Origin of the sequence: Limnofasciculus baicalensis BBK-W-15 (assembly GCF_024178385.1) — a bacterium.
Taxonomy (GTDB): domain Bacteria; phylum Cyanobacteriota; class Cyanobacteriia; order Cyanobacteriales; family Coleofasciculaceae; genus Limnofasciculus; species Limnofasciculus baicalensis.
The window spans coordinates 1-22,169 of record NZ_JAMZMM010000002.1 but is presented as its reverse complement, the minus strand read 5'-3'; the positions used below and the strand labels follow the sequence as shown (position 1 = coordinate 22,169).

Annotated in this window: 23 protein-coding genes and 2 pseudogenes; 11 read left to right on the top strand and 14 right to left on the bottom strand. The window is 39.4% G+C overall.

Annotated elements, in window-relative coordinates:
* The first annotated feature begins 523 nt into the window (after positions 1-523).
* The 4 genes from NJ959_RS00330 (at position 524) to NJ959_RS00315 (ending at position 3,984) form a co-directional block, all read left to right on the top strand.
* Entirely contained in the window at positions 524-1,645 is a 1,122-nt protein-coding gene (locus NJ959_RS00330) for an N-acetyltransferase DgcN family protein (protein WP_254009746.1), read from the top strand.
* A 23-nt stretch (positions 1,646-1,668) separates the two neighbouring features.
* Positions 1,669-2,754: an alanine/ornithine racemase family PLP-dependent enzyme gene (locus NJ959_RS00325; RefSeq protein ID WP_373693571.1), complete on the top strand. Its 1,086-nt coding sequence runs from the start codon at positions 1,669-1,671 to the stop codon at positions 2,752-2,754.
* Between the two features lie 39 nt (positions 2,755-2,793).
* Positions 2,794-3,432: a type I restriction endonuclease subunit R gene (locus tag NJ959_RS00320; RefSeq protein WP_254009744.1), complete on the top strand. Its 639-nt coding sequence runs from the start codon at positions 2,794-2,796 to the stop codon at positions 3,430-3,432.
* 132 nt (positions 3,433-3,564) lie between these two features.
* A complete protein-coding gene (locus NJ959_RS00315; RefSeq protein WP_254009743.1) occupies positions 3,565-3,984 on the top strand; it encodes a hypothetical protein in 420 nt (139 codons plus the stop codon).
* A 123-nt stretch (positions 3,985-4,107) separates the two neighbouring features.
* Here NJ959_RS00315 and NJ959_RS00310 read toward each other — a convergent pair whose 3' ends face one another.
* The 4 genes and pseudogenes from NJ959_RS00310 to NJ959_RS00300 form a co-directional block, all read right to left on the bottom strand.
* Entirely contained in the window at positions 4,108-4,563 is a 456-nt protein-coding gene (locus NJ959_RS00310; RefSeq protein ID WP_254009742.1) for a hypothetical protein, read from the bottom strand.
* A gap of 11 nt (positions 4,564-4,574) precedes the next feature.
* Positions 4,575-4,883, bottom strand: coding sequence for a hypothetical protein (locus tag NJ959_RS00305; RefSeq protein ID WP_254009741.1), 309 nt, complete (start codon positions 4,881-4,883; stop codon positions 4,575-4,577).
* 120 nt (positions 4,884-5,003) lie between these two features.
* A pseudogene (locus tag NJ959_RS30520) lies at positions 5,004-5,171 on the bottom strand (NACHT C-terminal helical domain 2-containing protein); the annotation flags it as partial.
* Between the two features lie 142 nt (positions 5,172-5,313).
* Entirely contained in the window at positions 5,314-5,547 is a 234-nt protein-coding gene (locus tag NJ959_RS00300; protein ID WP_254009740.1) for a hypothetical protein, read from the bottom strand.
* Positions 5,548-5,861: 314 nt separating this feature from the next.
* Here NJ959_RS00300 and NJ959_RS00295 point away from each other — a divergent pair, with 314 nt between their 5' ends.
* The 3 genes from NJ959_RS00295 to NJ959_RS00285 are packed head-to-tail and all read left to right on the top strand — an operon-like array spanning position 5,862 to position 7,451.
* A complete protein-coding gene (locus tag NJ959_RS00295; RefSeq protein WP_254009739.1) occupies positions 5,862-6,050 on the top strand; it encodes a hypothetical protein in 189 nt (62 codons plus the stop codon).
* Positions 6,051-6,091: 41 nt separating this feature from the next.
* Complete coding sequence (locus tag NJ959_RS00290) at positions 6,092-6,385, top strand: DUF8820 family protein (protein ID WP_254009738.1); 294 nt, start codon at positions 6,092-6,094, stop codon at positions 6,383-6,385.
* Positions 6,372-7,451, top strand: coding sequence for a DUF6745 domain-containing protein (locus NJ959_RS00285; RefSeq protein ID WP_254009737.1), 1,080 nt, complete (start codon positions 6,372-6,374; stop codon positions 7,449-7,451). Before NJ959_RS00290 ends, NJ959_RS00285 begins: the two co-directional genes overlap by 14 nt.
* Before the next feature lie 189 nt (positions 7,452-7,640).
* Here the strand turns inward: NJ959_RS00285 and NJ959_RS00280 are convergent, their stop codons facing one another.
* The 4 genes from NJ959_RS00280 to NJ959_RS00265 all read right to left on the bottom strand — a co-directional run bounded on the left by NJ959_RS00280 (position 7,641) and on the right by NJ959_RS00265 (position 13,287).
* Positions 7,641-8,597 (bottom strand): lysylphosphatidylglycerol synthase transmembrane domain-containing protein, encoded by a 957-nt coding sequence (locus NJ959_RS00280; RefSeq protein WP_254009736.1) that lies wholly within the window; start codon positions 8,595-8,597, stop codon positions 7,641-7,643.
* Positions 8,598-8,796: 199 nt separating this feature from the next.
* On the bottom strand, positions 8,797-10,389 hold the full coding sequence (locus tag NJ959_RS00275) for a hypothetical protein (protein WP_254009735.1): 1,593 nt from the start codon (positions 10,387-10,389) through the stop codon (positions 8,797-8,799).
* 66 nt (positions 10,390-10,455) lie between these two features.
* Positions 10,456-11,418, bottom strand: a complete 963-nt coding sequence (locus NJ959_RS00270) for a glycosyltransferase family 2 protein (protein ID WP_254009734.1) — start codon at positions 11,416-11,418, stop codon at positions 10,456-10,458.
* A gap of 180 nt (positions 11,419-11,598) precedes the next feature.
* A complete protein-coding gene (locus NJ959_RS00265) occupies positions 11,599-13,287 on the bottom strand; it encodes a GH3 auxin-responsive promoter family protein (RefSeq protein WP_254009733.1) in 1,689 nt (562 codons plus the stop codon).
* A gap of 238 nt (positions 13,288-13,525) precedes the next feature.
* Between NJ959_RS00265 and NJ959_RS00260 the strand changes: the two genes are divergently transcribed.
* From NJ959_RS00260 to NJ959_RS30025, 4 genes and pseudogenes are all read left to right on the top strand, one after another.
* Entirely contained in the window at positions 13,526-14,029 is a 504-nt protein-coding gene (locus NJ959_RS00260) for a sterol desaturase family protein (protein ID WP_254009732.1), read from the top strand.
* 129 nt (positions 14,030-14,158) lie between these two features.
* The gene (locus tag NJ959_RS00255; protein WP_254009731.1) at positions 14,159-14,638 is read left to right on the top strand and encodes a DUF3598 family protein; all 480 of its coding nucleotides are present in this window, start codon (positions 14,159-14,161) and stop codon (positions 14,636-14,638) included.
* 8 nt (positions 14,639-14,646) lie between these two features.
* Positions 14,647-14,823 carry a DUF3598 family protein gene (locus NJ959_RS00250; protein WP_254009730.1) on the top strand — a complete coding sequence of 59 codons (177 nt, stop codon included), beginning with the start codon at positions 14,647-14,649 and terminating at the stop codon, positions 14,821-14,823.
* Positions 14,822-14,971: pseudogene (locus NJ959_RS30025) on the top strand (Rieske 2Fe-2S domain-containing protein); the annotation flags it as partial. The gene NJ959_RS00250 and the pseudogene NJ959_RS30025, both read left to right, overlap by 2 nt.
* Before the next feature lie 42 nt (positions 14,972-15,013).
* On the opposite strand, the gene NJ959_RS00240 reads toward NJ959_RS30025, so the two are convergent.
* The 6 genes from NJ959_RS00240 to NJ959_RS00215 form a co-directional block, all read right to left on the bottom strand.
* A complete protein-coding gene (locus NJ959_RS00240) occupies positions 15,014-16,615 on the bottom strand; it encodes a gamma-glutamyltransferase family protein (RefSeq protein WP_254009729.1) in 1,602 nt (533 codons plus the stop codon).
* Positions 16,616-16,712: 97 nt separating this feature from the next.
* Entirely contained in the window at positions 16,713-18,281 is a 1,569-nt protein-coding gene (locus NJ959_RS00235) for a hypothetical protein (RefSeq protein WP_254009728.1), read from the bottom strand.
* A 126-nt stretch (positions 18,282-18,407) separates the two neighbouring features.
* Positions 18,408-19,073 carry a class I SAM-dependent methyltransferase gene (locus NJ959_RS00230; RefSeq protein WP_254009727.1) on the bottom strand — a complete coding sequence of 222 codons (666 nt, stop codon included), beginning with the start codon at positions 19,071-19,073 and terminating at the stop codon, positions 18,408-18,410.
* Positions 19,057-19,602, bottom strand: coding sequence for a YqeG family HAD IIIA-type phosphatase (locus tag NJ959_RS00225; protein ID WP_254009726.1), 546 nt, complete (start codon positions 19,600-19,602; stop codon positions 19,057-19,059). The genes NJ959_RS00230 and NJ959_RS00225 overlap by 17 nt, the downstream gene beginning before the upstream one ends.
* Before the next feature lie 43 nt (positions 19,603-19,645).
* On the bottom strand, positions 19,646-20,653 hold the full coding sequence (locus NJ959_RS00220; RefSeq protein ID WP_373693572.1) for a decaprenyl-phosphate phosphoribosyltransferase: 1,008 nt from the start codon (positions 20,651-20,653) through the stop codon (positions 19,646-19,648).
* 337 nt (positions 20,654-20,990) lie between these two features.
* Positions 20,991-21,992: an ARPP-1 family domain-containing protein gene (locus NJ959_RS00215; RefSeq protein WP_254009724.1), complete on the bottom strand. Its 1,002-nt coding sequence runs from the start codon at positions 21,990-21,992 to the stop codon at positions 20,991-20,993.
* Between the last annotated feature and the right edge of the window lie 177 nt (positions 21,993-22,169).

The window sequence follows — 22,169 nt, the reverse complement described above, 5'->3', positions numbered from 1 at the left end:
TTGCACCTGGCGAAGGGGGCTGGGGGATTAGGTTTTTCGACTTGTTGATAAGAATATATGTCATTTGATACTAGGATCTAAGCCAGGAAAGGGTTACAGCAGCTAAATTATTCAATTTAGCTGCTAATCAGCTTAATGGTGCAAGTTATGAGTTATAATTAATACAAGCTAAGTTTAAAACAAAACTCAATTAAGGTCTGAGCTTTCCGCTGCAAAATTAACATGACTTAGGCTTTTAAAAAATCAACTAAATTATGTAGTTTTTACTGCATGGGTTTTCTTGAGCTTTTTTTCTAAAATAGCAACCGCCACAAGAGTTAGGAAATTATAAGCTAGCAAATTTCAACAAGGGGCTGCCATCCCCTTTTCCTAACATGGGTGACTGATATAAAAAGAAATTACAAGACTCAACGAGGTATATGCGAACTCTTCGCATAGAGATAAGGCATGGAATTTTCGAGAAGTTTAGCAACTTCAAAAAACTTCTTGAATGTTTGACAATAAATAGAGGGAAATTAATTTAATGGCAACCGTGAAAAAGACGGCCTTGATTTACTGCGAAAATCAATTTGGCTTAATGGACGGAAAAACCGCCGCAGGTTTGGTTCGACACTCTGAGACTTATACCATTGTTGGGGTGATTGATAGTTCCTTGGCTGGTAAGGATGCGGGTGAAGAATTAGACGATAAAAGGAATTATATTCCCATTTTTGCTAACTTAGATGAAGCTTTGGAGCAGCTCCCAAAAATTCCAAGTTGCTATATCTATGGCAAAGCTCCCTTAGATGCTCGTATATCCATTCCAGAAAGGCTTCTCATCTTAGAAGCTATGGAAAAAGGAATGGATATAATTAACGGATTACATGAATTCTTTTCTGAAGATCGAGAATTCATAGAGATGGCTGCCCAGTGCGGAATCCAAATAAAAGACATCAGAAAACCGCCAAATTTAAAAGATTTACATGTCTTCACTGGACAAATATCAAAAGTAAACGTTCCTGTAATTGCCATATTAGGAACAGATTGCGCCTGTGGGAAAATGACTACCGCAGTGGAATTAAACCAAACCCTCAACAACCTAGGGATAAAATCGATCATGGTTGCCACAGGGCAAACCAGTTTAATGCAAGGATCGATGTATGGAGTAGCCATGGATGCTCTTATTTCCCAGTTTGTAATTGGTGAAATAGAAAACTCTGTTATTCAATCATTTGAAAATGAAAGTCCCGACATCATTTTAGTTGAGGGGCAGAGTGCAGTTAGTCATCCGGCTTTTATGAGTTCCATTGGTATCTTAAAAGGAAGTATGCCTGATGGTATTATCCTTCAACATCCACCTGGGAGGAAGTTCCGGTGCGATTTTCCTCATTTGGCAATGCCCAATGTTGAGAGCGAAATTAAACTTATCGAAGCGATTTCTCAATCTACAGTGATGGCGATTACATTAAGCCATGAAAACCTAACAGACGAAGAAATTTTGAAAGTTATCAAGGATTATGAGACGCGGCTTAAATTGCCAACAACGGATGTATTAACCCATGGATGCCAAAAACTTGTTCAAATATTGGGTAAGCATTTTCCCAAATTGGCTCAAAAAATCAAGCTGGGGAATTTAGAAAAAATTCCTGTATTGGCAACGAGGTAGACGTACTCGTCTGGAAAGAATAGATGAAATCATTCATGCCGAGAATAGAAATTGTCCTATCCCAAATACGGGATAATGCCAGGATGCTATCCGAACTTTATGGGCAAAAAGGTATTTCCTTGATGGGTGTTTCTAAAGCAGTGCTAGGAGAACCTTCTATTATCGAGGCAATGATTCAAGGCGGAGTCAGATTTATTGCTGACTCTCGCATTGAAAACATTCAAAAAATGAAAAATGCTGGGATATCAACTCAGTTTGTTCTGCTAAGAACTCCTTTAAGTCAGGCTGAATCTGTTGTCAAAATTGTAGATATTAGTCTCAATACTGAGATTGAGACTCTTAAGAAGCTTTCCTATTATGCAAAAGTACATAATAAAAATCATCAGGTGATTATTATGGTGGAGTTAGGCGATCTGCGTGAAGGGATACTTCCTTGCGATCTTGTTCAATTTATTAGGGAAACTCTCACTCTATCCCATATCAAAATAGTTGGAATTGGCTGCAATTTAGCTTGTTATGGTGGAGTAAAACCAGACAGTAAAAATATGGAGGAATTATCTCAACTGGTTGAGAGGATTGAAAAAGAGTTTCAGATTAGTCTAGAGATAATTTCCGGCGGAAATTCGGCAAATTATGAGTGGTATAAGTCCACCGAAGATGTCGGTAAAATCAACAACATTCGCTTGGGTGAATCAATTCTTTTAGGTTGTGAAACTGTTAGTAGAAAAGCGATTCCAGGTTTGCATACCCGTGCATTTCAACTTGTTGCTGAAGTGATCGAGTCCAAGAAAAAGCCATCTCTTCCATTTGGAGAGATTTGTCAAGATGCTTTTGGCAATGTTCCTAGTTTCCAAGATCGAGGAATTCGCCAAAGAGCGATTATTGCTTTGGGAAGGCAGGATATTCTGGTATCTGGCTTGAAATGCGATCGCAAATTAGAAATATTAGGATCTAGCAGCGATCATATTATTCTCGATAGCAATAACCAGAATTTACAGGTGGGAGATGAAGTCAATTTTAACTTGGATTATGGTAGTCTTCTGGCAGCGATGACTTCTCCTTTTATTAGAAAGCAATTTATACAGAAGATTAGTGATAAAATAAAGTAGGATTCAAGATTAGTACAAGTCATTTATCTCAAAAAATATATGCCTCAAGAAACAGCTATTACTAAAACGATTACCAAATTAAGCGATCTGCGGCTTAAGTTCAATTTGTATCGGAGTAATGAACCTCTATTTTTTACTGAATGGCTGACAGATTTGCCGGAACTGACTGAGAGTGAAAAAGCAGGATTACAGAGATTAAAGAATCGCTATCTTTCTTATATGGAAGAGGATGAAATTTCTGAAGGTACGGTTAACATTATTATAGTACATCCGCTTCTGGATCTGATGGGGTTGTGCGATTTGCCGTTGAGGATTCGAGGTGAGAATTTTCTGAAAGTTGAGATTATTAGTCAAGATAGAGATGAGGTTTTACAAGGAAGAATTGATGCCTTAGTTGTGCAAGAGCAATTCTGGGTTGTGGTGATTGAGAGTAAGGAATATGGTTTTAGTGTGGCGCGGGCTGTGCCGCAGACTCTAGCATACATGATGGGGAATCCTCATCCGGAAAACCAGACTTTTGGTATGATAACAAATGGGGAAGAGTATATCTTCATTAAGCTGAATCGTGGTGAGATTAATCAGTATGGACTGTCAGATTTGTTTAGTTTATCTAATAGTCGGAATAATGGACTGAATGAGGCGATGCAGGTGCTGAAACGACTTACTAAGTGGAATTAATAGAGAAGAATTCATAAATTACTGGAATCTTCAAGCAATTTACTCATTAAGACGATGAATGTAAAAGTTTTGTCTATTAAACCTACAAATGAACCTAGATTGCACGAAGTATTGTTATCTATAGGGGCAGATATGCACAAATTTTTGTTTACAACTGAAGTAAATCAACTGGGAGATAAATCGCTTCAAACTACTGATGGCAATCGCGAATTTTCAGAAGTATTTAGATTTAATCAGCGGGTGGCGATGAATGTGAGTAAGCTGGTGGTTAAGTTTTACAATAAAGAAGTGGTTGAATTTCCAGCAGATGTAGGTAATTTTGTTACACCTGAAGAAGCAGTATCGAAGCTGAAATCATTTCAAAATGACAGGGTACTGGAAAGTTATGAAGGAAATAGAGATGGCATGACTAAAGAGCAGTCAACAGAAGAAATAGGTAGCGAAGTTCGTCATAGAGCCACAGCACTTTTAGAGAAACTACCAGATGCGATGCTGGGTGAAGTCGTTCAGTTTCTGGAATCTTTGTCTGTTAAGGCTAATAATGCAGGGTAGCGATCGCATTTATACTCCCATACAAAAGGAGCGATCGATCTTATCAGATTCCTCGTTTATTTGTTAGTAGCAATTCCATCACGGAGGTGGCGATCGTTTTTTTTCACTTGGTTCACCTATTTTTCAACTAGCTAATGATGAAGCTTGCATTCGAGTGTAATCAATAAGCATGTGTGCTGGAGAAAAAGCTTCTAAATCCATCATCTCTTTAACTTTCTCAAATATTAAAACTTCTTCTTCCTCTTGATCCGTTAGTTTATCATAAAAATAAGGGTCGGAGAACCACTGATCGAATGCAACTTCTAACAAACCATTGAGGGAAATCTTTAACCTCCAATAGGCGGACATTCTGTTATCAACTACCTCAAATAATGGTGCGGGACTCCTCATTGGATAATACATGTAGTTATCCTCGCAGACATAGTACCAAATCTGTTCCTGTTTTGTAGAGAATGCGTAAACTATATAGTCTTTGCCAATGGTTAGGGGAAATTCTAATTCTTTTGTGTAACCTAATCTGGGATTGAGGTAACTATCAGGAAGAGATCTTCCGGTATTGGCGATACAACGAATTTTCATGATTTTACTTTTTAGAGGTTTTTCGGTGCTGCTTTGGGATATTGGCGTTTGAACTTAAATTCAAAGTCTTCCAAAGTTTGACTGTTGCGAAACCAATGAACTTGTACGGATACTCCATTAATTTCAAAGGCTTGATTACTTGTCATTTTATGCCAATCTTCAGGAGTACCGCCATAAATAGCTACCAGTCGTGGTGCATCCCTCAGTAGTTTATCTGTACCGACTTGAATGGATCTACAATTTCCCGCTTTAGCATCTTCGAGGAGGAGTTGCTCTTGTAAATTGCGTGGACTTTCATCGGGAATTGCTCCTGTTGTCACGATAGGTTTAGTTTAGGAAAAGGCAGTCAATATTAATGATAAGGGCTTGGCGATCGCATTTATACTATCATCCAAAAGGAGCGATCGCTTCATCAGATTAGTCAAAAGACTATATTTCTCTTAGGATTTACCTCTTTTATCAATTTCAACAATGGGTAATAACAAGGTGTCCTCAATTTCTTGTCGCACTGCGGGAGTAACATTAGCAGCGCTATTGAGGCAATCTACTAGTAACTTATTGGCATCATAATACTGTTTTAGTAATTGTTTTTGTTCATCGCTGAACTGCTAATTGCGCCCAATCTTGCGATACTCAATAAGTCGAAATTAGCAATATATCTGGTATCCTCCGCAAAGATTTTTATAGGAATAAAAACTGGGATCTGGTTAGATTGAAACTCGCCTTTATTACACTGAATAGCAATATGTTTTAAAATCGATATATGGTGTTAGAAAGAGCAACTCTAACTCCCGCAGAAGCATTATAAAGCTGTTCGGCAATCTCCTCTGGATTATAGCCACAAAGCAATCCTCGTAAATGCAGCTTTTCCACCGGAGTCAGTCCACGTTGTTTGTGAGGTGCAAATTGTCGCTTGGCATCTGCCAGATTTTGGTAGAGCCTTTCTAAATCCCACTCATCCGCTGCTTGTAAAAACTGAGTCATTCTTTAGATTACTGAGGATAGCTGTAAAGTACCTAACCAACATCCTAACCTATTTCCTAAGTGTCGATCGGGTAACTACTCGGTATGCTCTTGATTTAGCCTATTTTCACCATCCTAACCTATTTCCTAACTGTTGATTAGGTAACTACTGAGTATTTTCTGGGTTAGTCTATTTTTAGGATGAATAGAGAAGCAGCGATTAAGGGGTGATGGGTTGCAAGTTGAGATAGCAACGAAATGCGCAACTAATCAAAACTAAACACCACTGCTATCGCGGATTGTACCTCAAGAGTCATTTACCTATCAGGAGAAGCATGAATATCTTTAAATGCCAAGAATCCAGGGAACAACAACTACAGGAAAAAATACTTGAAACTAAGGAGGAAATCGCTGTCACTGAGCAACTCTGTAAAGAGAAATGTCAGGAAATCAAAAATAAATATGGTTCAACAGTCTTGACAGTTATCTTGGTGAATCAATTGTTACATCTATCCAATCGATAATACTACCCAATTCAAGTAGCAGTCAATTTTTGAGAATACCCATGAAACCAATTCGACAAGGTGACGTAATTTTGCTACCAATTCAGCAGATTCAGGGACAAATATTACCCCACCTGATTCTCGCAGAAGGTGAAGTAACGGGACACAAACACCATATCACTGCCGGAGATGCAGAGTTGTACGAAAAAAACGGCATTCTTTATCTGCGAGTCATTTCCCAGACAGCTTTTCTCACCCATGACGAACATCATGAAATTGCAATTCCCCAAGGTAATTGGATAGTACAGATTCAAAGAGAATATTCACCAGAAGGATGGAAATATGTCGCAGACTAAGATTAAAGAAGTGACTCCAGAACAAGAGCAATGGTTGCATCACTACTACGAAAAGTGGAAAAAAATTCTCTTATCTAACGAGCCACTTGACCGGAAACAAGTATCTGACAACATCAATAAAGCCTATCAATTAGTTGGAAAAAATGCACCAAACATCCTGTTTTTTGATAGTCCAGATGCTGTTTTTCGTTTCTCGATTGACCAAATTAGAGGCTCCTTATTCACTCACTTTGAAAATCCGCTATCCTGTGAATTGAGGAGTCAATTACAAGAGCAATTGGATCAACAAATTGGGAACCAATTGGAAGAAGATTTGATGAATCAATTACTCGGAAAACTAGTGTGCAATCTCAGGAGTCGCTTCGAGGCTAGATTACGGGGCGAAATCAATAGTGAATTACGCAAAGGCAAAGCAAGTCAACTATATAGCCAACTTGGAGGGGATTTATATAGCCTTATCAAAACTGGCGGATGTCTCTGTGTTTTGCCTAAATTAGATTTTTACATTTCTGTACTGAATTTACCTCATAATCCGCAACAATGGGAAGCGTATCAGTTATTAGTAAATCATGGGAGCTATATTTTAGCATTTGATGAAGTTTGTCTGGTAAGCGAGCGCCCAACCCATCTATCATTTGATAGTGACGATAATTTTCACGCCGAAGCTCAACCTGCGATTCAGTTTGCTGATGGCTTCTTTCGCGAGTACATCTTTCACGGTGTAACCTTGCCGGAAAAATATGGGATGCTTCATTCTCATCAATGGGAAGCAAAATGGATTTTGGAGGAGAAGAATGCGGAAGTGAGGCGATTGTTAATTGAAACTATCGGTTATGGACGAATTTGTCAGGAGTTGCAAGCACAACAATTAGATGTATATGAGGAATATACTCTCTTAAAAATCGATAATGTTGATGTTGAGCCAATGTATCTGTTAAAAATGATTTGTCCGAGTACTAGACATATTCATGCTTTGCGCGTACCACCGAATATGAATTCTGCCCGTGAAGCAATTTGTTGGGTAAATTGGGGTACTCATCCGGAGGAATTTGCGATACAAACATAAAAAATGGGGAGTGGGGAAAAGAGTTTTAAATTTTGAGTTTTGAGTTTTGAGTTTTGAGTTTTGAGTTTTGAGTTTTGAGTTTTGAGTTTTAATTCAAAACTGAGAACTATTCTGGGGAGTGGGGAAGAATATTTTCAAATAATTATCGTCTATTTCCATGGCAATTTTTAATTTATACTACCCCACTCTCTACTCCCCACTCTCACCTTTTATCCCCCGCACTGTTGCCAAAAATTGCCCCAAAAACGGCAAACCACCAATCGCAGGTAATAAGTAACGAGACGTACAAAGCACCCCCAAAGCCGCAGCAGTTGCCCCATCAAAATAGGGTTGATAAAACAAAACCAATGCCGCATCGCGAGTACCAACTCCGGCAAACGTCAATGGCAATAATCCTGCTAAAATCGCTAATGGAGAAAGGGCGAGATTAGCTAAAAAAGGAGTCCAAGCTTTCAGCGCTAGGATAAAAAACCAAATTTGCAATAAGTGTAAAAACCAAATAAAAATTGAAGTTCCAGTAATTTTGATAAGTTGAACTCTATCTCGCCAGAAATAATCGTGCATTTCTCCCCAAGAGGCTTGCATAGTTTCCAGCTTTAACCGCAGTTTCTTCGGTGCAATCTTCCTCGCCACTAAGAAAAAGAAATAGGCAAATTTCTTAGAAGCTAACAACAAGACTCCCATCACCAAACCCACCCCTACTGCCACAGTCATCACCCAAAATAACCAAGTCTTCTGGGGATAAACTAATAACCCAAAGACACACCATAACAGGAGTGACAACATATCGCAAGCTTTCTCAAAAATTACTAGCGATAAGGATAATGTACCTCCCAAATGACCCCGTTGTTTCATAAAATAGGCTTTGGCAATATCCCCCATCTTGGATGGCAAAACCATATTTAATACACTAGCTGCCAAAATTAATCGATTTGCCTCTAAAAATCCGAGACGAGAGCCACTTGGCATGAGTTGTTGCAGTCGCCAGGAGGTAAATAAGGTGAGGGGCACTACCATTCCCAGACTAATCGCCATCCAACTGCGATCGCAATTTTGGAATACGGCAATCAGTCGGGTAAAGTCTATCTTAGTGTAGATGACTACTAAAATTATTAGGCTAACCAGGATAGAAATAACTCGTTTCATGAATTGGTTGTTTGTTATTTGTTATTTGTTTTTTGTTATTTGTTTAATATTGGTTATTAATTGTTTATTATAGATTTATGGACAAGAAACTAGTAACTAATAACCAACAACCAACAACCAACAACCAACAACCAACAACCAATAACCAATAACCAACAACCAATAACCAATAACCAACAACCAATAACCAACAACCAATTTAAAAATTCCTATCTATCTTCAGAGTATCATCTTTATTCAGCTTCTTAACTTCATCAGTTAAATCGAGCCAAGGCTGTAATTGCCCTTGTTGAAATGTGCGACTCATTACTACATAAATTGAAGTTTGATCCCCACCAATTCCTACAGCAACAACTCCTTGCCAAGACTTGGCTTTTAACTCATCGCGAACACACCATTGTCCCTGATGCCATTCCAAACGACGACTGAAATGAAAAGGGGCTTTTTTCTTGCCTGTAATTAATACTTTTTGTAATAGTTTGCGGATTAAGTTAGGAAAGAATCGCCCTACGGTAAACATTACTACCCGCAGAATCATTAAATTAATGGTAGTCATTTGTTTTTGTTTAGCCCATCCCAAATTTCCCTCAATACTAATGTCATCTTCACTAACTTTAACTTGATAAGAATCGACCAAATGCCCCACAGCATTTTGAACTTTTTTCCCTGATTTTATTTGTAGAGAAAATTGGGTGTCGGAAGCAATTAAATTATTCCCTCTAAATAGCTTAAATACCCCACCTTTATTTAAAGATAAATACAGTTCAGTATCCTGACGGCGCTCGATTAAAATTTTGGCTTCTTTCAGCCAAATCCTACCTTGGGTACGAGGAGTTATTTGGGGTCTATTTTCAACAAAATCTCGCCAAGTTAGTAAATAGTTCCAAGTATGATGCCCGATAATATGGTCATCAGCATAGCAGGAACCCAATCCATTCTCTAATCCTACGAGAATGCGATCGTTAATTCGCAGGGCATCGGGGAACCATTTCCCTACTAATTCAAATCCATGTGGGAAGAAATTATAGGTATTGCGACTAGTATATTCTCCTCCATAAGATCCATCTGGATGTACGAATTCTGCGGCTAATTGAACGGCTTTAATTAGTGCTTCCTTCAGGCGAGGATCTGGACGAAGTTGATAAATTCTTGCTAAACAAGAAATTGTTAATGTATGATATCCAGGATCGCACCCTTCATATTCAATAAACCAACCTTCGCGATTTTGCCAAGATAAAACTCGCTCTAAACGTTGTACTCTTGCTTTATCCCACTTATTGGTTTGTAAGAGATTTGTGAGTAATTCCAGACATAATACAATTAAAGCTTGATGATTTGTCAGTCGTCCACTTTCATTATGGTGAGCTAACCAATCGGCGCGGGTTTCAAAAAATTTCAGTGCCGTAAAATTATTTAATCCCAATTCTTGATAACTTTCTATACAAGCCAGTAGGGAAAATGCCGCCGCACCTCCAGCCCTTTCAAAGGGAAAATAATCATCGCAAGAGCCATCTGGATGGGCGCTGGATGCTGCGTAGAGAATTCCGGCTTCCACCCAATCGCGAATAGCTGGTTTTTGATAGAAAGGGTTGTCTGGTAAGGGAGTATTGTAAACTAAGGCTAAAGGTAAAACAAATTCCTGTGCCATCCCGCTGGGAAAGTCGATAATTTTATATTGCCAGAAATTGCGATCGAAGCAACCGTAAGTTGGGCTATGAGGATTTCTGTCTAGTAGTGTTAAAATTTTGGGGATTTGGGCTAATGCTTCGCGGGCAAAAATGTTTTTAGTCATTGGTTGTTGGTTGTTGGTTGTTAGTTGTTAGTTGTTTGTTGTTTGTTGTTGTTTGTTATTTGTTATTCATTTATACTTATTTTGATAAGAATCAATTTCTCCTCGTCTTTGTCGTAATTGGATATCCTCTAATATTTTACGATTTACTGCCATTAAATCGGCAACTAAACCAAATATCCATAATTGAACGCCAATCAGAATGAGAATAGCTGATAAAACCAAGCTGGGAACGTGACTTCTTGGCGTTCCACTAAAGAATAGCACTAACCAACGCACTCCTAAAATAAACCCTAAGCTAAAAGGAACCGTCCCCAGAATTGTGAAAAACTGGAGTGGTCGATATGTCATGAAAATCCGAATAATTGTGAGAATCGAGCGCTGAATATAAGAGGGAATACTCTTAACCAAACGGGAGGGGCGGAGATACCCATTTGTTCTAATTGGTACAGATACGATTACCATTCCTTTTTGTCCAGCTTGAATGATCGTTTCTAAAGTATAAGTATAAGGATTAAATACATTAAGCTGCATCGCGGCATTTCTGCTGATCGCACGGAAGCCACTAGGGGCATCAGAAATTTTTGTATTACTGGCAATTCTTACTACCCAACTGCCTAGTTTTTGGAGAAACTTTTTGGTTGGTGAAAAATGTTTGATGTCCTGAATTGGTCTCGATCCTACTACAATATCTGCCTCTCCTTGTAAGATTGGTGCGATTAGATTGGGAATATCTGCGGCACAATACTGATTGTCAGCATCTGTATTAACAATAATATCAGCTCCTGCTTTTAAACATGCCTCAATACCAGCCATAAAAGCCTTTGCTAAACCTTGATTGTGGTCAAAACTGACAATGAAATCCACTCCACAAGCTTTCGCTACCTCCACAGTTTGGTCGATACTCCCATCATTAATTACTAACCACTCTACAGTATCAACTCCTGGTATTTCACGGGGAAGTTCTGACAGGGTTAATCCTAGGGTTGCTTCTTCGTTGTAGCAAGGAATTTGGATGATGAGTTTGGTCATACTATACATCACTTTAGGTTGTTTTGATAGTTTAGCCCCTTTCCAATCTGGTTTTTTGATTTTATTATACGACACTCAATTTTACATTTTTACCGAGGAGATTGCCTTTGATTCTCCCCCTTCCCTGCCAGGGAAGGGGGCTGGGGGGTTAGGTTTTTTGAATTCTCTAATAAGATCCTATTAGTTTAAATCACCAGGAAGCATAACCTCTCTTTCTACTACTAAACCTGCTAAAAATTCTCGATCTCCACTAATATGAGGAAACTTCAACTGAGAATCTGGAACCCCTTTTGCCAACTGACGCTGACGGACTATAGCAAAACTACCTGCTGCTAAAATGCGCAAACGTGGTGGGGAGATAAAATTATTCGGTCGCTTCACCGAATATGACATATTTGCTTCCTTTAATTTTACCTCAAAACTGGCAATGAATGATTGTGGGTTGTCTATCTTTTCGCCTGGACGCAATTCAATATTAACTAGATAGTATGGCTCGACAATATTTTCAGAGAGAGTAATACAAAAATCCTCTAAAAATACACCAAATTCTTTTTGCAAATCCTCCATTACCTGAGTGACATGATACTCCGTTGTCTTTTCTGTTGTTGCTGATAGTATCCCACCACGCCGATAGCGAAAGACAATTAGGGGTGCAGTATTGTAAAATCCCACCACCTCCACCACATCGCCAATATCGTAACGATAAAAACCACTATAATTTGTCACCAGTAAGCGGTAATATTCCCCAACCTTTACTTCCGTTGGTAACAGGGTTTGGGGATTTTCTGCTTCCCACTGATCTTCAGGAATAAACTCAAAAAAGCCGCTTTCAATTGCCAAAATACTACCATCGGCATCTAAATCTGGGTAAATACTAAAAGTTGCTTCAGCGGAGGAATAAACAGCACCAAATACAGGAGTATCCCCAAAATAACTAGGAAAACGCTCGAAATAAAAATCAGAAGTTCCTCCTCGTGCTGTAGCCACAAAGGATAAATTAGGCCAAATAAATTTCGGTGTCAAGCGTCCTTCGCTATTTAGAATATGTCTTAATTCCTTAGCACGAAGTGGATTGGCAATTAATTTAGATTGTAATCTTGAAATCAGTTCCGGCTCCAGATCTAACCAATTAGCAATAGTTCCTTTTTCTAAATCTATAATTAGTTCTTCTCCATACCGTTCTAAATAATCACAGATCCGCAAAACTAACATGGGAAAATTAGCAATTACTCCCCGTAAATTGCGATTGCATAATGCAAAAAGTAAACAAATATAGTGGCGAACCAAGCTATCATTAGGTAGAAGTGTCTCAAAAGGATTAGTAAAGATTTGTTCGTAGAGAAACTTCCCCATCCGCAGCACCCCTACACTGGCTGCTCCGTATTCAATTCCCCCAGGTGTCCGTCCCAAAAGTTCGACTGAATTCGTGAGGAGTAATTTGCCAAACTTGCGTTTTTTATTACTTAAAGCATCGGCTAAAAATCCCATACTTGCCAGATTTGCCTGTTTCAATGAATTCTGAAATCGCTTAGTGACAGGAATCAGTTTTTTTGCCCCCGTGGAACCACTAGTAAGATTAATATAAACTACAGGATCTGGAGTGAGAATATTGGGTTCACCTTGAAAAATGCGATTGGTATAAGGTTCGTAGCTACTGTAGGGTAAAATAGGGACGCGATCGCAAAATTGATTGATAGTTTTGATATCCCTCAACCCATATAGACGACCAAGTTCGGTATCCTGATGATTCTGCAAAAGCTTCAGGAGAAAATGTTCCTGTGCCGCCTCAGTGTGGTAGGTTTTTTGAACAAACCTTGCTTTTGCATATCTAGCTACAGTTGTCAATAGTGGAAACAAATAATTTGTCATTTACCCCTCACAGCCATGACCAAAACTTAAGTAAACGATGATTAAAGCAGATTTTAGGCGCGTCGGGCTAGACGGCTTCGAGTCTCATGAGGCTATTTGGGCAATTCCCCTTTGCCCATTACTAATTCCCCGTTACCAATTTCCGATTCCTTCGCCCCTATTTCCGTGACACAATTGCTATATCTCGTGTCAAAATAGTCAGGATAGTTCCTAGAAAAATTGTCAGGTAGAGTTAGTCATGACACCATTAGAAAGCACAGCTATCGGAATCGGCTGTTTCGTTTTAGCTTTTATTCTAGCCAGTTTAGTCGAATACTGGCTCCATCGCCTAATGCACGTCAATGCTAAAATTGGTGAGCGTCACCGTGACCATCACCGCCGCAATGAAGGACAAGGGGTACTGTGGGAGTTCAGGGATTACGTGCGGGGTAGTGTAATTGTTATGTGTTTGCTATTTTTTGTATCTTTGACTGCTGGCATTGGTTGGTTTCTGGGTGGATTAGTTTATGCCGCATTTTCTGCCTACGCCCATCAGCTTCAACATGAAAATCCTACCAAATGTTTTTGGATGAAAATGCCTGTACATTACGTCCACCACAAATATGGCATGTGGCATCATAATTTTGGTTTGGCTCTAGACTGGTGGGATCGAGTTTTTGGTACTTACAAACCAGTGGAATGGCTGACTGAAGAGGAAACCACTCAACCGGAACGAGGTTATTTACAACTAAAGTGGTGGTAGATTATCCTATCTTACAAAACACTCAAAGCTAGTTGATTCCATCAGTTTCTTGGTGTTATCCCTTCCCTACCTACCTATTTGGAGGTAGGATTTATGGTATGATCGATCGCGTAAAGAAGAGTTTCCACTATGTCTACTCTTGACTCTAGTTCAGATAATTTACTAAATACCTATAAGGTATTTTCGCAAAATGTTGGCAAATGGGAGGGAAATGTTAGATTTCTGGATGCGGATCTTCAGGAATTAAAGCATTACAAAATTGCTCAAACCTTTGAAGAAGTTGTGGATAAGTGGGTTCTCACTAACACTTATATTTATCCTGATGGCACAACTGCTAGTCAGAGCTTTGATATTATCCCCATCGGCGGAGGAAAAGTAAAGTTAGAGGTTGTCGGGGAAGATGCCAGGTTCAAAGATTACGACTTAACTGCTTTAGAACAAGAGGATAACGTAATTACATTTAAAGTTATCAATAAAGCCACAGGCACACCTAGAGAAATTGAAACCATAACTTTTGCGGGCAAAGATCATCGGGTTCGCACCGCGACAGTTTTTGCAGAAGACTCGACATTAAAAGGATTTCTCATCATCAAAGAAGAAAGAATTTAGCAAATAAAATGATGAATCTACAAGAACAACACTGGGAAAAATTATTTGGCCACCTGACAACAGAAGCCAATCCTTGGCACGGTATATGGACTGTCTACTCTCCAGATCGAGAAATTATTAAATCCTCTCAAGGGATCAGAATTTTGCAGGCAAACGAAGATAAGACTGTAATTACTCACACCTGAAGATGAGCAAGAGTTTAACTGGAGGCAATCTTGGTATCCTGTATGTTTTGTACAAGATTTTCCCAAAAATAAACCTTATAGTTTTTCCTTGTACGATGAACCATTAGTTTTATTCAGAAATCAAGAAGAAAAGCTTATTTGCTTAACGGCTCAAAGATTGTAATTTAGCTGACAGTCTCCACTGCCCCATCTACCCTGCCAAAGCCAACCCATCCCCACGAGATTCAGAAGCAGCCACCAAAACACCATCTTGCCGCAAAATCATCTGCCCCTTCCCAAAATCTCCCCTATCTGAAATAACCCGAATATCATGCCCCCTTTCTAGCAATTTCAAAGCTATATCACTCGATACATTATCCTCTAAAAGCACCTGTTTCCCATCTACAAATTGCCATCTGGGAGCATCAAGTGCCGCCTGGGGATTCATATTATAATCTGCCATATTCACAATAACTTGTAGATGTCCTTGGGGCTGCATTGGTCCTCCCATTACCCCAAATGGTCCTAATGGTTCACCATCTTGAGTAATAAAACCAGGAATAATAGTATGGAAGGAACGTTTACCTGGTGCAAATTGATTCGGATGATTTGCTTCTAAAGTAAAACCTAATCCTCTATTTTGCAGTGCTATTCCCGTACCAGGAACCAAAATTCCACTACCAAAACCTGCATAATTTGATTGAATAAACGATACCATTAATTCCCCATCAGCAGCAGCTAAATAAACTGTTCCTCCTTGAGGCAAACCTGGTTCCGCTAAAGAAATGGCATCTTCTCCAATTAGTTGCTGACGTTTTTTAGCGTATCCTTTATCTAATAGTTGTTCTATCCTTACCTCCATAAACCGAGAGTCAGTAACATGACGATGAACATCAGCAAATGCTAATTTCATTGCCTCAATTTGCAGGTGATAACTTTCGACTGACTCGCGAGGATATTTAGTAATATCAAAACATTCTAAAATATTTAATGCTATTAAAGCAGCAATTCCTTGAGTATTAGGGGGAATTTCCCAAACGGTAAGGTGACGATAATTAGTAGATATTGGTTCAACCCAATCTGCTTGATGAGTTGCTAAATCGTCTTTTGTTAAAAAGCCACCCGTATCAGAAGCGAAATTAGCAATAGTTTTAGCAATTTCTCCCTGATAAAAACTTTCTCCCCCACTGGCTGCGATCGCTCTCAGTGTTTTTCCATGAACTTTACTACCCCAAACTTCACCAGCTTTAGGTGCGCGATTTTTAGGAAAAAATACCGATTTAAAATGCTCAAATTCACCACCTTTTAATGGCAAGAAAATATTCTCAGCCCCTTGCCACGCCGCTGCCGTTACAGGTGATACAGGAAAACCCTCTTCAGCATACCTAATTGCAGGTGCAAATAACTGTTCAAAAGGTAATTTTCCCCAACTTTCCCATAACTTACGCCATCCAGATACTGCACCTGGTACAGTGACAGGTAACCAACCTGTAACGGGAATTTTATTCATCCCGGCGAAGTTGGCTAGGGTTAGGTTTTGGGGACTTTTTCCAGAAGCATTTAACCCGTGAAGTTTGCCATCCCAAACTAAGGCGAAAGCATCGGCACCAATACCATTAGAAGTGGGTTCGACTACCGTAAGTGCGATCGCAGTTGCTATGGCTGCATCTACTGCGTTTCCCCCTGCCCAAAACATTTGCATTCCTGCTAGGGTGCCTAGGGGTTGGCTGGTGGCTACGGCGTGGTTTTTCCCCATAATTACTCGTCGGGTTGAGGGGTAGGGGTAGTGGGTTAGGTTTTCTTTATTTATCATGAAATAGTAGTTGAAATAGTAGTTGAAATAGTAGTTATCGAAGCCCTATTCCCTCTTTTGAAACTGATGAAAAATTTTTGCCGCAATGGACTAGCAATTAACTTCGGGCTAGAGAGATAATTTGTCCGATAACGATCAAATTATTAATGCCCATACATCCAACTAATAATATCGTCCCTGCTATAAAATAACGTTTTTTCATTATTGACGGGTTAAGGGCAAGCAGTACAACTGGGAAACTAAAGTAAGGAGTGAAAATAAACATTTCCCGTACATCAAAAATGGAGTAGAACATTAAATTAGAGATTGTTACTAAAATAAGAGCAATGAAAAAATATCGGTTGTTGGGTTTTGCCATAGATGAGATATTTTTATATAGACCAACAGCCAGGAATAATAACCAGAGAATTACAGAGATTAAACCGATTGTATTATAAATCATCGGTCGGTTGAATAAGTCTAAAATTATTTTAGTCCCTGGGATAATTTCATCAGGAAACGGTGATGGGGCAATGAAGTTGACCAGGAAGAAATGTCTAATTAACTCTTGCGAAACCACCAATGGCTGATTGAATATAGTTATATTCACCCACTCTAATTCTTTAGAAACTGTACCTGGGATAAAAAAGTATTTGCCATTGAAAAGCTGTTTTTGGATAAGACTGAGAACAAAAGCTATTATAAAAATACCACCTACATACTCCATAACCCTCACAATTCTATTTCTCAGGTTTAGCCCAAGCACTAGTACGGTAAAACAGATGAGAGTATGTGAGAAGTTTGTTATGGTTACCCCAAATGATAATAATCCAGCTAAAATCCAATAGCCTAAGTAAAGCTTCTGCTGTTTCAAGCAAATGATAAATAGTACATAGGTAGCGATTATACTGGCAGTGCCCAGGACACGAGACTCAATCAATGTACTAAAAAACATCTGAGTCATGCTAAGTCCAAAAAGTCCAGTCCAGAGGAGTGTGGGAATATGCTTTTGGGTTATATTCCAGAAACAAAGGGATGCTAAAAAAATTCCTACTGCGCCAAAGAAAGAATTGAGGATGATGGCAAGTACGATTTTGGGAACCGGAGGAGATAAAAGTTTTAGCAAGCCAAATGGTGCTAAAATGAGCAACCTGAGAGGATGAGAACCCTTATGATATCTACTCCAATCAAGTTCGCCCCAATCTCCTTGATCTGCAAAGTAAAAGGTGAACTTATTGTAGCCGTAGCCGGGTATGATTAAGAGACCCAGGAGAAGGTATAAACAATAAAAGCCAACAGTCAATGAACACAGAAGAATAATTGTTTTTTTGTTTTCAGCAATCAATTGCCTAAACTTAATAACTTCTCTCTTTAAAATGGCACTTAAATTTATTCTCTCAATCGCAAATACTCTGATAAAAAAAGATATGCCTGATATGGATAAAGCCAGATAAGCATTGGCAAGGACAAAGAATTTATCCGCACGATTCAGATAAAACTCTAGAGAGTTTACCGACTTGCCCTTTAAAGTAGGAAAGCCTGGTATACTGCCATTATAAATGGCTTCAACAATGCCATGGGCACAGATAAAATATAAGATTATTTCTGCCAGTACAAATAGGCAAAATCCGGCAATTATCTTATTCTCTTTGCCCCAACTTTTGATAAATTCTATAGAGTTACTCATAGGGATTATTCCATCTAAAGCACAAAAATAAACCTCGATTAAATCATTCCGACAGGAAACAAGCCAAACTAAATCAGGACTAGAGGATTAGAGGATTAAAGAGTTATACCAAATCCGATAAGTCCATTAATTTTTAACAAAAACTAACTTTTCATGACCATAGACGTATCTGGAATAATAGGATTCATTGACCAATTTAAGCCCAGATTGAGATCCCCATTCCTTGATAGTTTCAATCGGTACATAGTTAATCCATTCCCTGGCTAGTAACAAATCATGGAGACGATTTGCCGTAGCTTTCCACCAAGGTTTTAGGCACATATCCTTATAAATTAAACGACCACCTGGCGCAATTCTTTCGATTGCCGCTGCAAAGACAGTATATTGTGCCTGGGGAGGAATATGGTGCATCACATCAATCATGCTGACAACTGAAAAGGAGGTATTTGGCCATTCTTTACAGTCTCCTGTTTGCTGAAAATCAACCATTACCTCTGGCTGTTTTTCAGTTAGTCTTTTTGTGGCTAACTTGGCACTATTCAGGGCTTTAATATTAAGATCAGTGCCAATCCCACTCCTAACTTGGCTATTTGCGACTAAAAGTGATAAAAATAATCCACTACCGCAACCAATGTCGAAAATAGTAGAATTATCAGGAACTTCAACTAGCAGTGGTAGCATCGGACAAATATATGTCCGTGCTGATGCTAGCAAACGAATCGACATGGGCGCATCACAATAGACTTGCCACGCTAATTTAGAAATCTCTTGATCTTTAGATAAATTTGGCATTGTTCTGATATTGAGAAATGTCAAACTGTACCAGCCTCTCTTCCTCTTCAGAGAGGTAAGGGATTTGCACCCAACGACCCATAATTCTCTCCCACCAACGTGGTGGATGAGGCAAACTAGTAACCTGAATACTTGAAAATCCTACCAACCACGATCCTAGTATATCTGTATGAAAACTATCTCCGATCGCGACAATCTCCTTAGATTTTAGCCCCATTGCCGCCTGGGCTTTGCGAAAGCTAAAGGGCAGTGGTTTATAGGCGGGGCTGATAGCTGGGATACCGAGGCGACTAGACCAATAGTCTACACGATATCGGCGTTTACCGTTGGAGAGAATAAAGAATTTAATTCCCTCTGATTCAGCTTGCTTAATCCACTCTTCTCCATCAGGGGAGATGTAATTGTCATCTTCAGAGATCAGGGTATTATCCAGATCTAAAATGATGCCGCAAATGCCATCACTTTTCAGTTGAGTGATATTGATCGCTGCCAGGTTAAGTACTTGTTGTTTCTGTCTAAAAATAACCATGAATTTATATCCAAAACCCGTCAATATACCTATTATTCTTGCTTCACTGAATCACACCCTCATGTTTGAGAAATAAAATGATAAAAACTGTGAGAATCCAACCTAATACAGTTAATAGTGTGGGGATATCTCGGAGTAAAACTTCTTCGGGTCTTTCTGAATGGACACCATCATCAGGATTGCATTTCTTCCTGCGGGCTATCTCCTTTGGATCGCTCAAAAGTTGGTAGCGAAAAACACCGTAAACTACAAAGGGAAGTGATAGTATCATCCATGGTGTTGATGCACCTTTCAATTGTGGACCAGAACTCCATAGGGCATAAGTCATAATTGTGTTGGCAGTAATGACACTCTCCATGCGACTTAAGAGATTTAAAGAATAGCGTTTCAGGACTGAACGACTTTTACCAACATCAAGTCTTATCGCCCTCAGTTCCGCTTTACGTTTTTCAATGGCCAGAAATAATGCTAACATGGCTGTGCAAAGTAGAAACCAAGGAGAAATGTAAATTCCAGTTGCTGCTCCCCCAGCGGTAGCCCGCAAGACAAACCCAGTCGCGATCGCAATTACATCCAGAATTACTCGACGCTTAAGGGTTATATTGTAGGCAGTTTGCAAAATTACATAGGCTAAAATAGTTAATCCTAATGAACCAGACCATAACCAGCTAATAATCAGAGCGCCACTTAATAAAATGAAAGCCATGCCTGTCGCTATCGGAATTTTGACTAGTCCGGCGGCAATTGGACGTTTGCATTTAACCGGATGCTGACGATCGGATTTAACGTCAGCAATATCGTTAATCAGGTAGAAGCTACTTGAGGCAGCACAAAACAGCACAAAAGCTAAAAAACTCCCGGCAAGGGAATTTATATTTATACTAAAAGCAAATAATGGAGCTGCAAAAACAACCAGATTTTTAGTCCACTGACGGGGGCGCAGTGCCATCAGATAAGAAAGTAGACCGGATGACCCAACAGGGTATGGAGTATTTGCCTTTATACTTTCTTCATATTTCATATTCCTGTTTTTTTGCTGTAAAATAATTATACTCAGTACATACTAGGTTCTTTTTACTGGAACGACAACTGTTTTTGCCTTAATTTTAAAAATCTTTACCAATTCCTACATCGCCACCAAGCCATAGCCCCGATCTAATGGTACTGATCGTTAATCATAATCCAGGGATAGGGATACAGAGGGACGCGGTGAGTTTTTTCTGATTAACTTAACCGCGTTCTAAAAAGTAGGGTGTGTTAGGCTACGAAGATCGCACCCTACCCGTTCGCTAGTATTCACCTGGTAATAAGAATACCCACACCAGCGGATTTTGTTTATGTGCTTCCTGTCGCTGTGCGGTTAGAATCGCCTGATTGAACAGGGTACTTTATCGCGATTGCCAGTGCTGTCGCCGGATTGAGGCACGGCTCACATTTGTGCCACGAGATTCATTTGCATTCTCTCCATTATCTTCCACAGTAAATGCACTCAGATGAACCACTCTTTCCATCGCGATTAATCCACCACCTGTCAATTTTGCCCCTATGAATCGCACATCATCGCCGATACCAGTTGCTGGAAAAGTTTTAGCTTCCACTTGACTAACTGTTTGCAATAATTCCTCAACTGTTTCTGTTGAAAGAGAAGGAGAATTATCCCCTTGCTTATCTAAAGCATCTAAGGCATAACTCCGCACTAGTTTAGGCAATAATTTCTCCAACGTGGCAGTATAATCAAATAAATCGAAACCAATGATTTTCCCGTTAATCGCAAATAATGCTCCCACCTGTCCTGCCATAGCCGCAAAAGCTTTAACATAATCTTCTATATTGGTAGAATGTTGCTCGTACATAGCAGCCATAGCGTGGGTTGGCGAAGCTGAACGCATCCGACCACTTTTTTCTGCAATATCCTGCCAAACTTCACCTTGATTAGAGTGGCGGGTTCCAGTAGTTTCAAGAGATTGGGTTACCTGACTCATTTTCATCGCCCTTCCCCCTGCATAATGAGTACGAGCCGCAGATGTAAATTCCGCTGAAGCATAGGACCAACGCCCTTGTTCTACACAGGATACTGGAATTAAGAGAGTTTCCTTGGCTGGTGCTAAAATTGAGAGGTTAAGAATACGATTTTGCTTCGCTCCAACTAGTTCTTCCCCATCTAATAAAAATACAGCGCGATCGCTATCATTGACTAATTTTAGTTCCGGAACACTACCCCCTTGTGAAACTTCGGTTATTTTTGCCACTCCCTGAGCTAAAGCTTCATCCAGTGTCAGGTAATCTGGTTGTTCTATCCCTCCATTAAGTAGAGGGAATAAGGTTAAGTTACGGAAAGTAGTTTCCTGTCCTATTTTGATTTGCTCTAATTTGTTTTTGATGATTTCCATGGCACATCTATCCTTGTTATTTTTGTCTCTCGCAGAAAATTTTCAACCTAAACTAAAGTAGCTCATAATAACGCATAAAACTTCCAAAAGGTTATTAGCCCCCCTTCGGATTATTAGACCATGATAGCTGAAACGACGCAATTTCGTCAAGTATTGAGAATTAATCTTAATAAATTT

What these genes read in the sequence shown, in the direction of transcription:
- NJ959_RS00330 (WP_254009746.1), top strand. Translation starts at nt 524, where the DNA reads ATGGCAACCGTGAAAAAGACGGCCTTGATTTACTGCGAAAATCAATTT.
- NJ959_RS00325 (WP_373693571.1), top strand. Translation starts at nt 1,669, where the DNA reads ATGAAATCATTCATGCCGAGAATAGAAATTGTCCTATCCCAAATACGG.
- NJ959_RS00320 (WP_254009744.1), top strand. Translation starts at nt 2,794, where the DNA reads ATGCCTCAAGAAACAGCTATTACTAAAACGATTACCAAATTAAGCGAT.
- NJ959_RS00315 (WP_254009743.1), top strand. Translation starts at nt 3,565, where the DNA reads ATGCACAAATTTTTGTTTACAACTGAAGTAAATCAACTGGGAGATAAA.
- NJ959_RS00310 (WP_254009742.1), bottom strand. Translation starts at nt 4,563, where the DNA reads ATGAAAATTCGTTGTATCGCCAATACCGGAAGATCTCTTCCTGATAGT.
- NJ959_RS00300 (WP_254009740.1), bottom strand. Translation starts at nt 5,547, where the DNA reads ATGACTCAGTTTTTACAAGCAGCGGATGAGTGGGATTTAGAAAGGCTC.
- NJ959_RS00295 (WP_254009739.1), top strand. Translation starts at nt 5,862, where the DNA reads ATGAATATCTTTAAATGCCAAGAATCCAGGGAACAACAACTACAGGAA.
- NJ959_RS00290 (WP_254009738.1), top strand. Translation starts at nt 6,092, where the DNA reads ATGAAACCAATTCGACAAGGTGACGTAATTTTGCTACCAATTCAGCAG.
- NJ959_RS00285 (WP_254009737.1), top strand. Translation starts at nt 6,372, where the DNA reads ATGTCGCAGACTAAGATTAAAGAAGTGACTCCAGAACAAGAGCAATGG.
- NJ959_RS00280 (WP_254009736.1), bottom strand. Translation starts at nt 8,597, where the DNA reads ATGAAACGAGTTATTTCTATCCTGGTTAGCCTAATAATTTTAGTAGTC.
- NJ959_RS00275 (WP_254009735.1), bottom strand. Translation starts at nt 10,389, where the DNA reads ATGACTAAAAACATTTTTGCCCGCGAAGCATTAGCCCAAATCCCCAAA.
- NJ959_RS00270 (WP_254009734.1), bottom strand. Translation starts at nt 11,418, where the DNA reads ATGACCAAACTCATCATCCAAATTCCTTGCTACAACGAAGAAGCAACC.
- NJ959_RS00265 (WP_254009733.1), bottom strand. Translation starts at nt 13,287, where the DNA reads ATGACAAATTATTTGTTTCCACTATTGACAACTGTAGCTAGATATGCA.
- NJ959_RS00260 (WP_254009732.1), top strand. Translation starts at nt 13,526, where the DNA reads ATGACACCATTAGAAAGCACAGCTATCGGAATCGGCTGTTTCGTTTTA.
- NJ959_RS00255 (WP_254009731.1), top strand. Translation starts at nt 14,159, where the DNA reads ATGTCTACTCTTGACTCTAGTTCAGATAATTTACTAAATACCTATAAG.
- NJ959_RS00250 (WP_254009730.1), top strand. Translation starts at nt 14,647, where the DNA reads ATGATGAATCTACAAGAACAACACTGGGAAAAATTATTTGGCCACCTG.
- NJ959_RS00240 (WP_254009729.1), bottom strand. Translation starts at nt 16,615, where the DNA reads ATGATAAATAAAGAAAACCTAACCCACTACCCCTACCCCTCAACCCGA.
- NJ959_RS00235 (WP_254009728.1), bottom strand. Translation starts at nt 18,281, where the DNA reads ATGAGTAACTCTATAGAATTTATCAAAAGTTGGGGCAAAGAGAATAAG.
- NJ959_RS00230 (WP_254009727.1), bottom strand. Translation starts at nt 19,073, where the DNA reads ATGCCAAATTTATCTAAAGATCAAGAGATTTCTAAATTAGCGTGGCAA.
- NJ959_RS00225 (WP_254009726.1), bottom strand. Translation starts at nt 19,602, where the DNA reads ATGGTTATTTTTAGACAGAAACAACAAGTACTTAACCTGGCAGCGATC.
- NJ959_RS00215 (WP_254009724.1), bottom strand. Translation starts at nt 21,992, where the DNA reads ATGGAAATCATCAAAAACAAATTAGAGCAAATCAAAATAGGACAGGAA.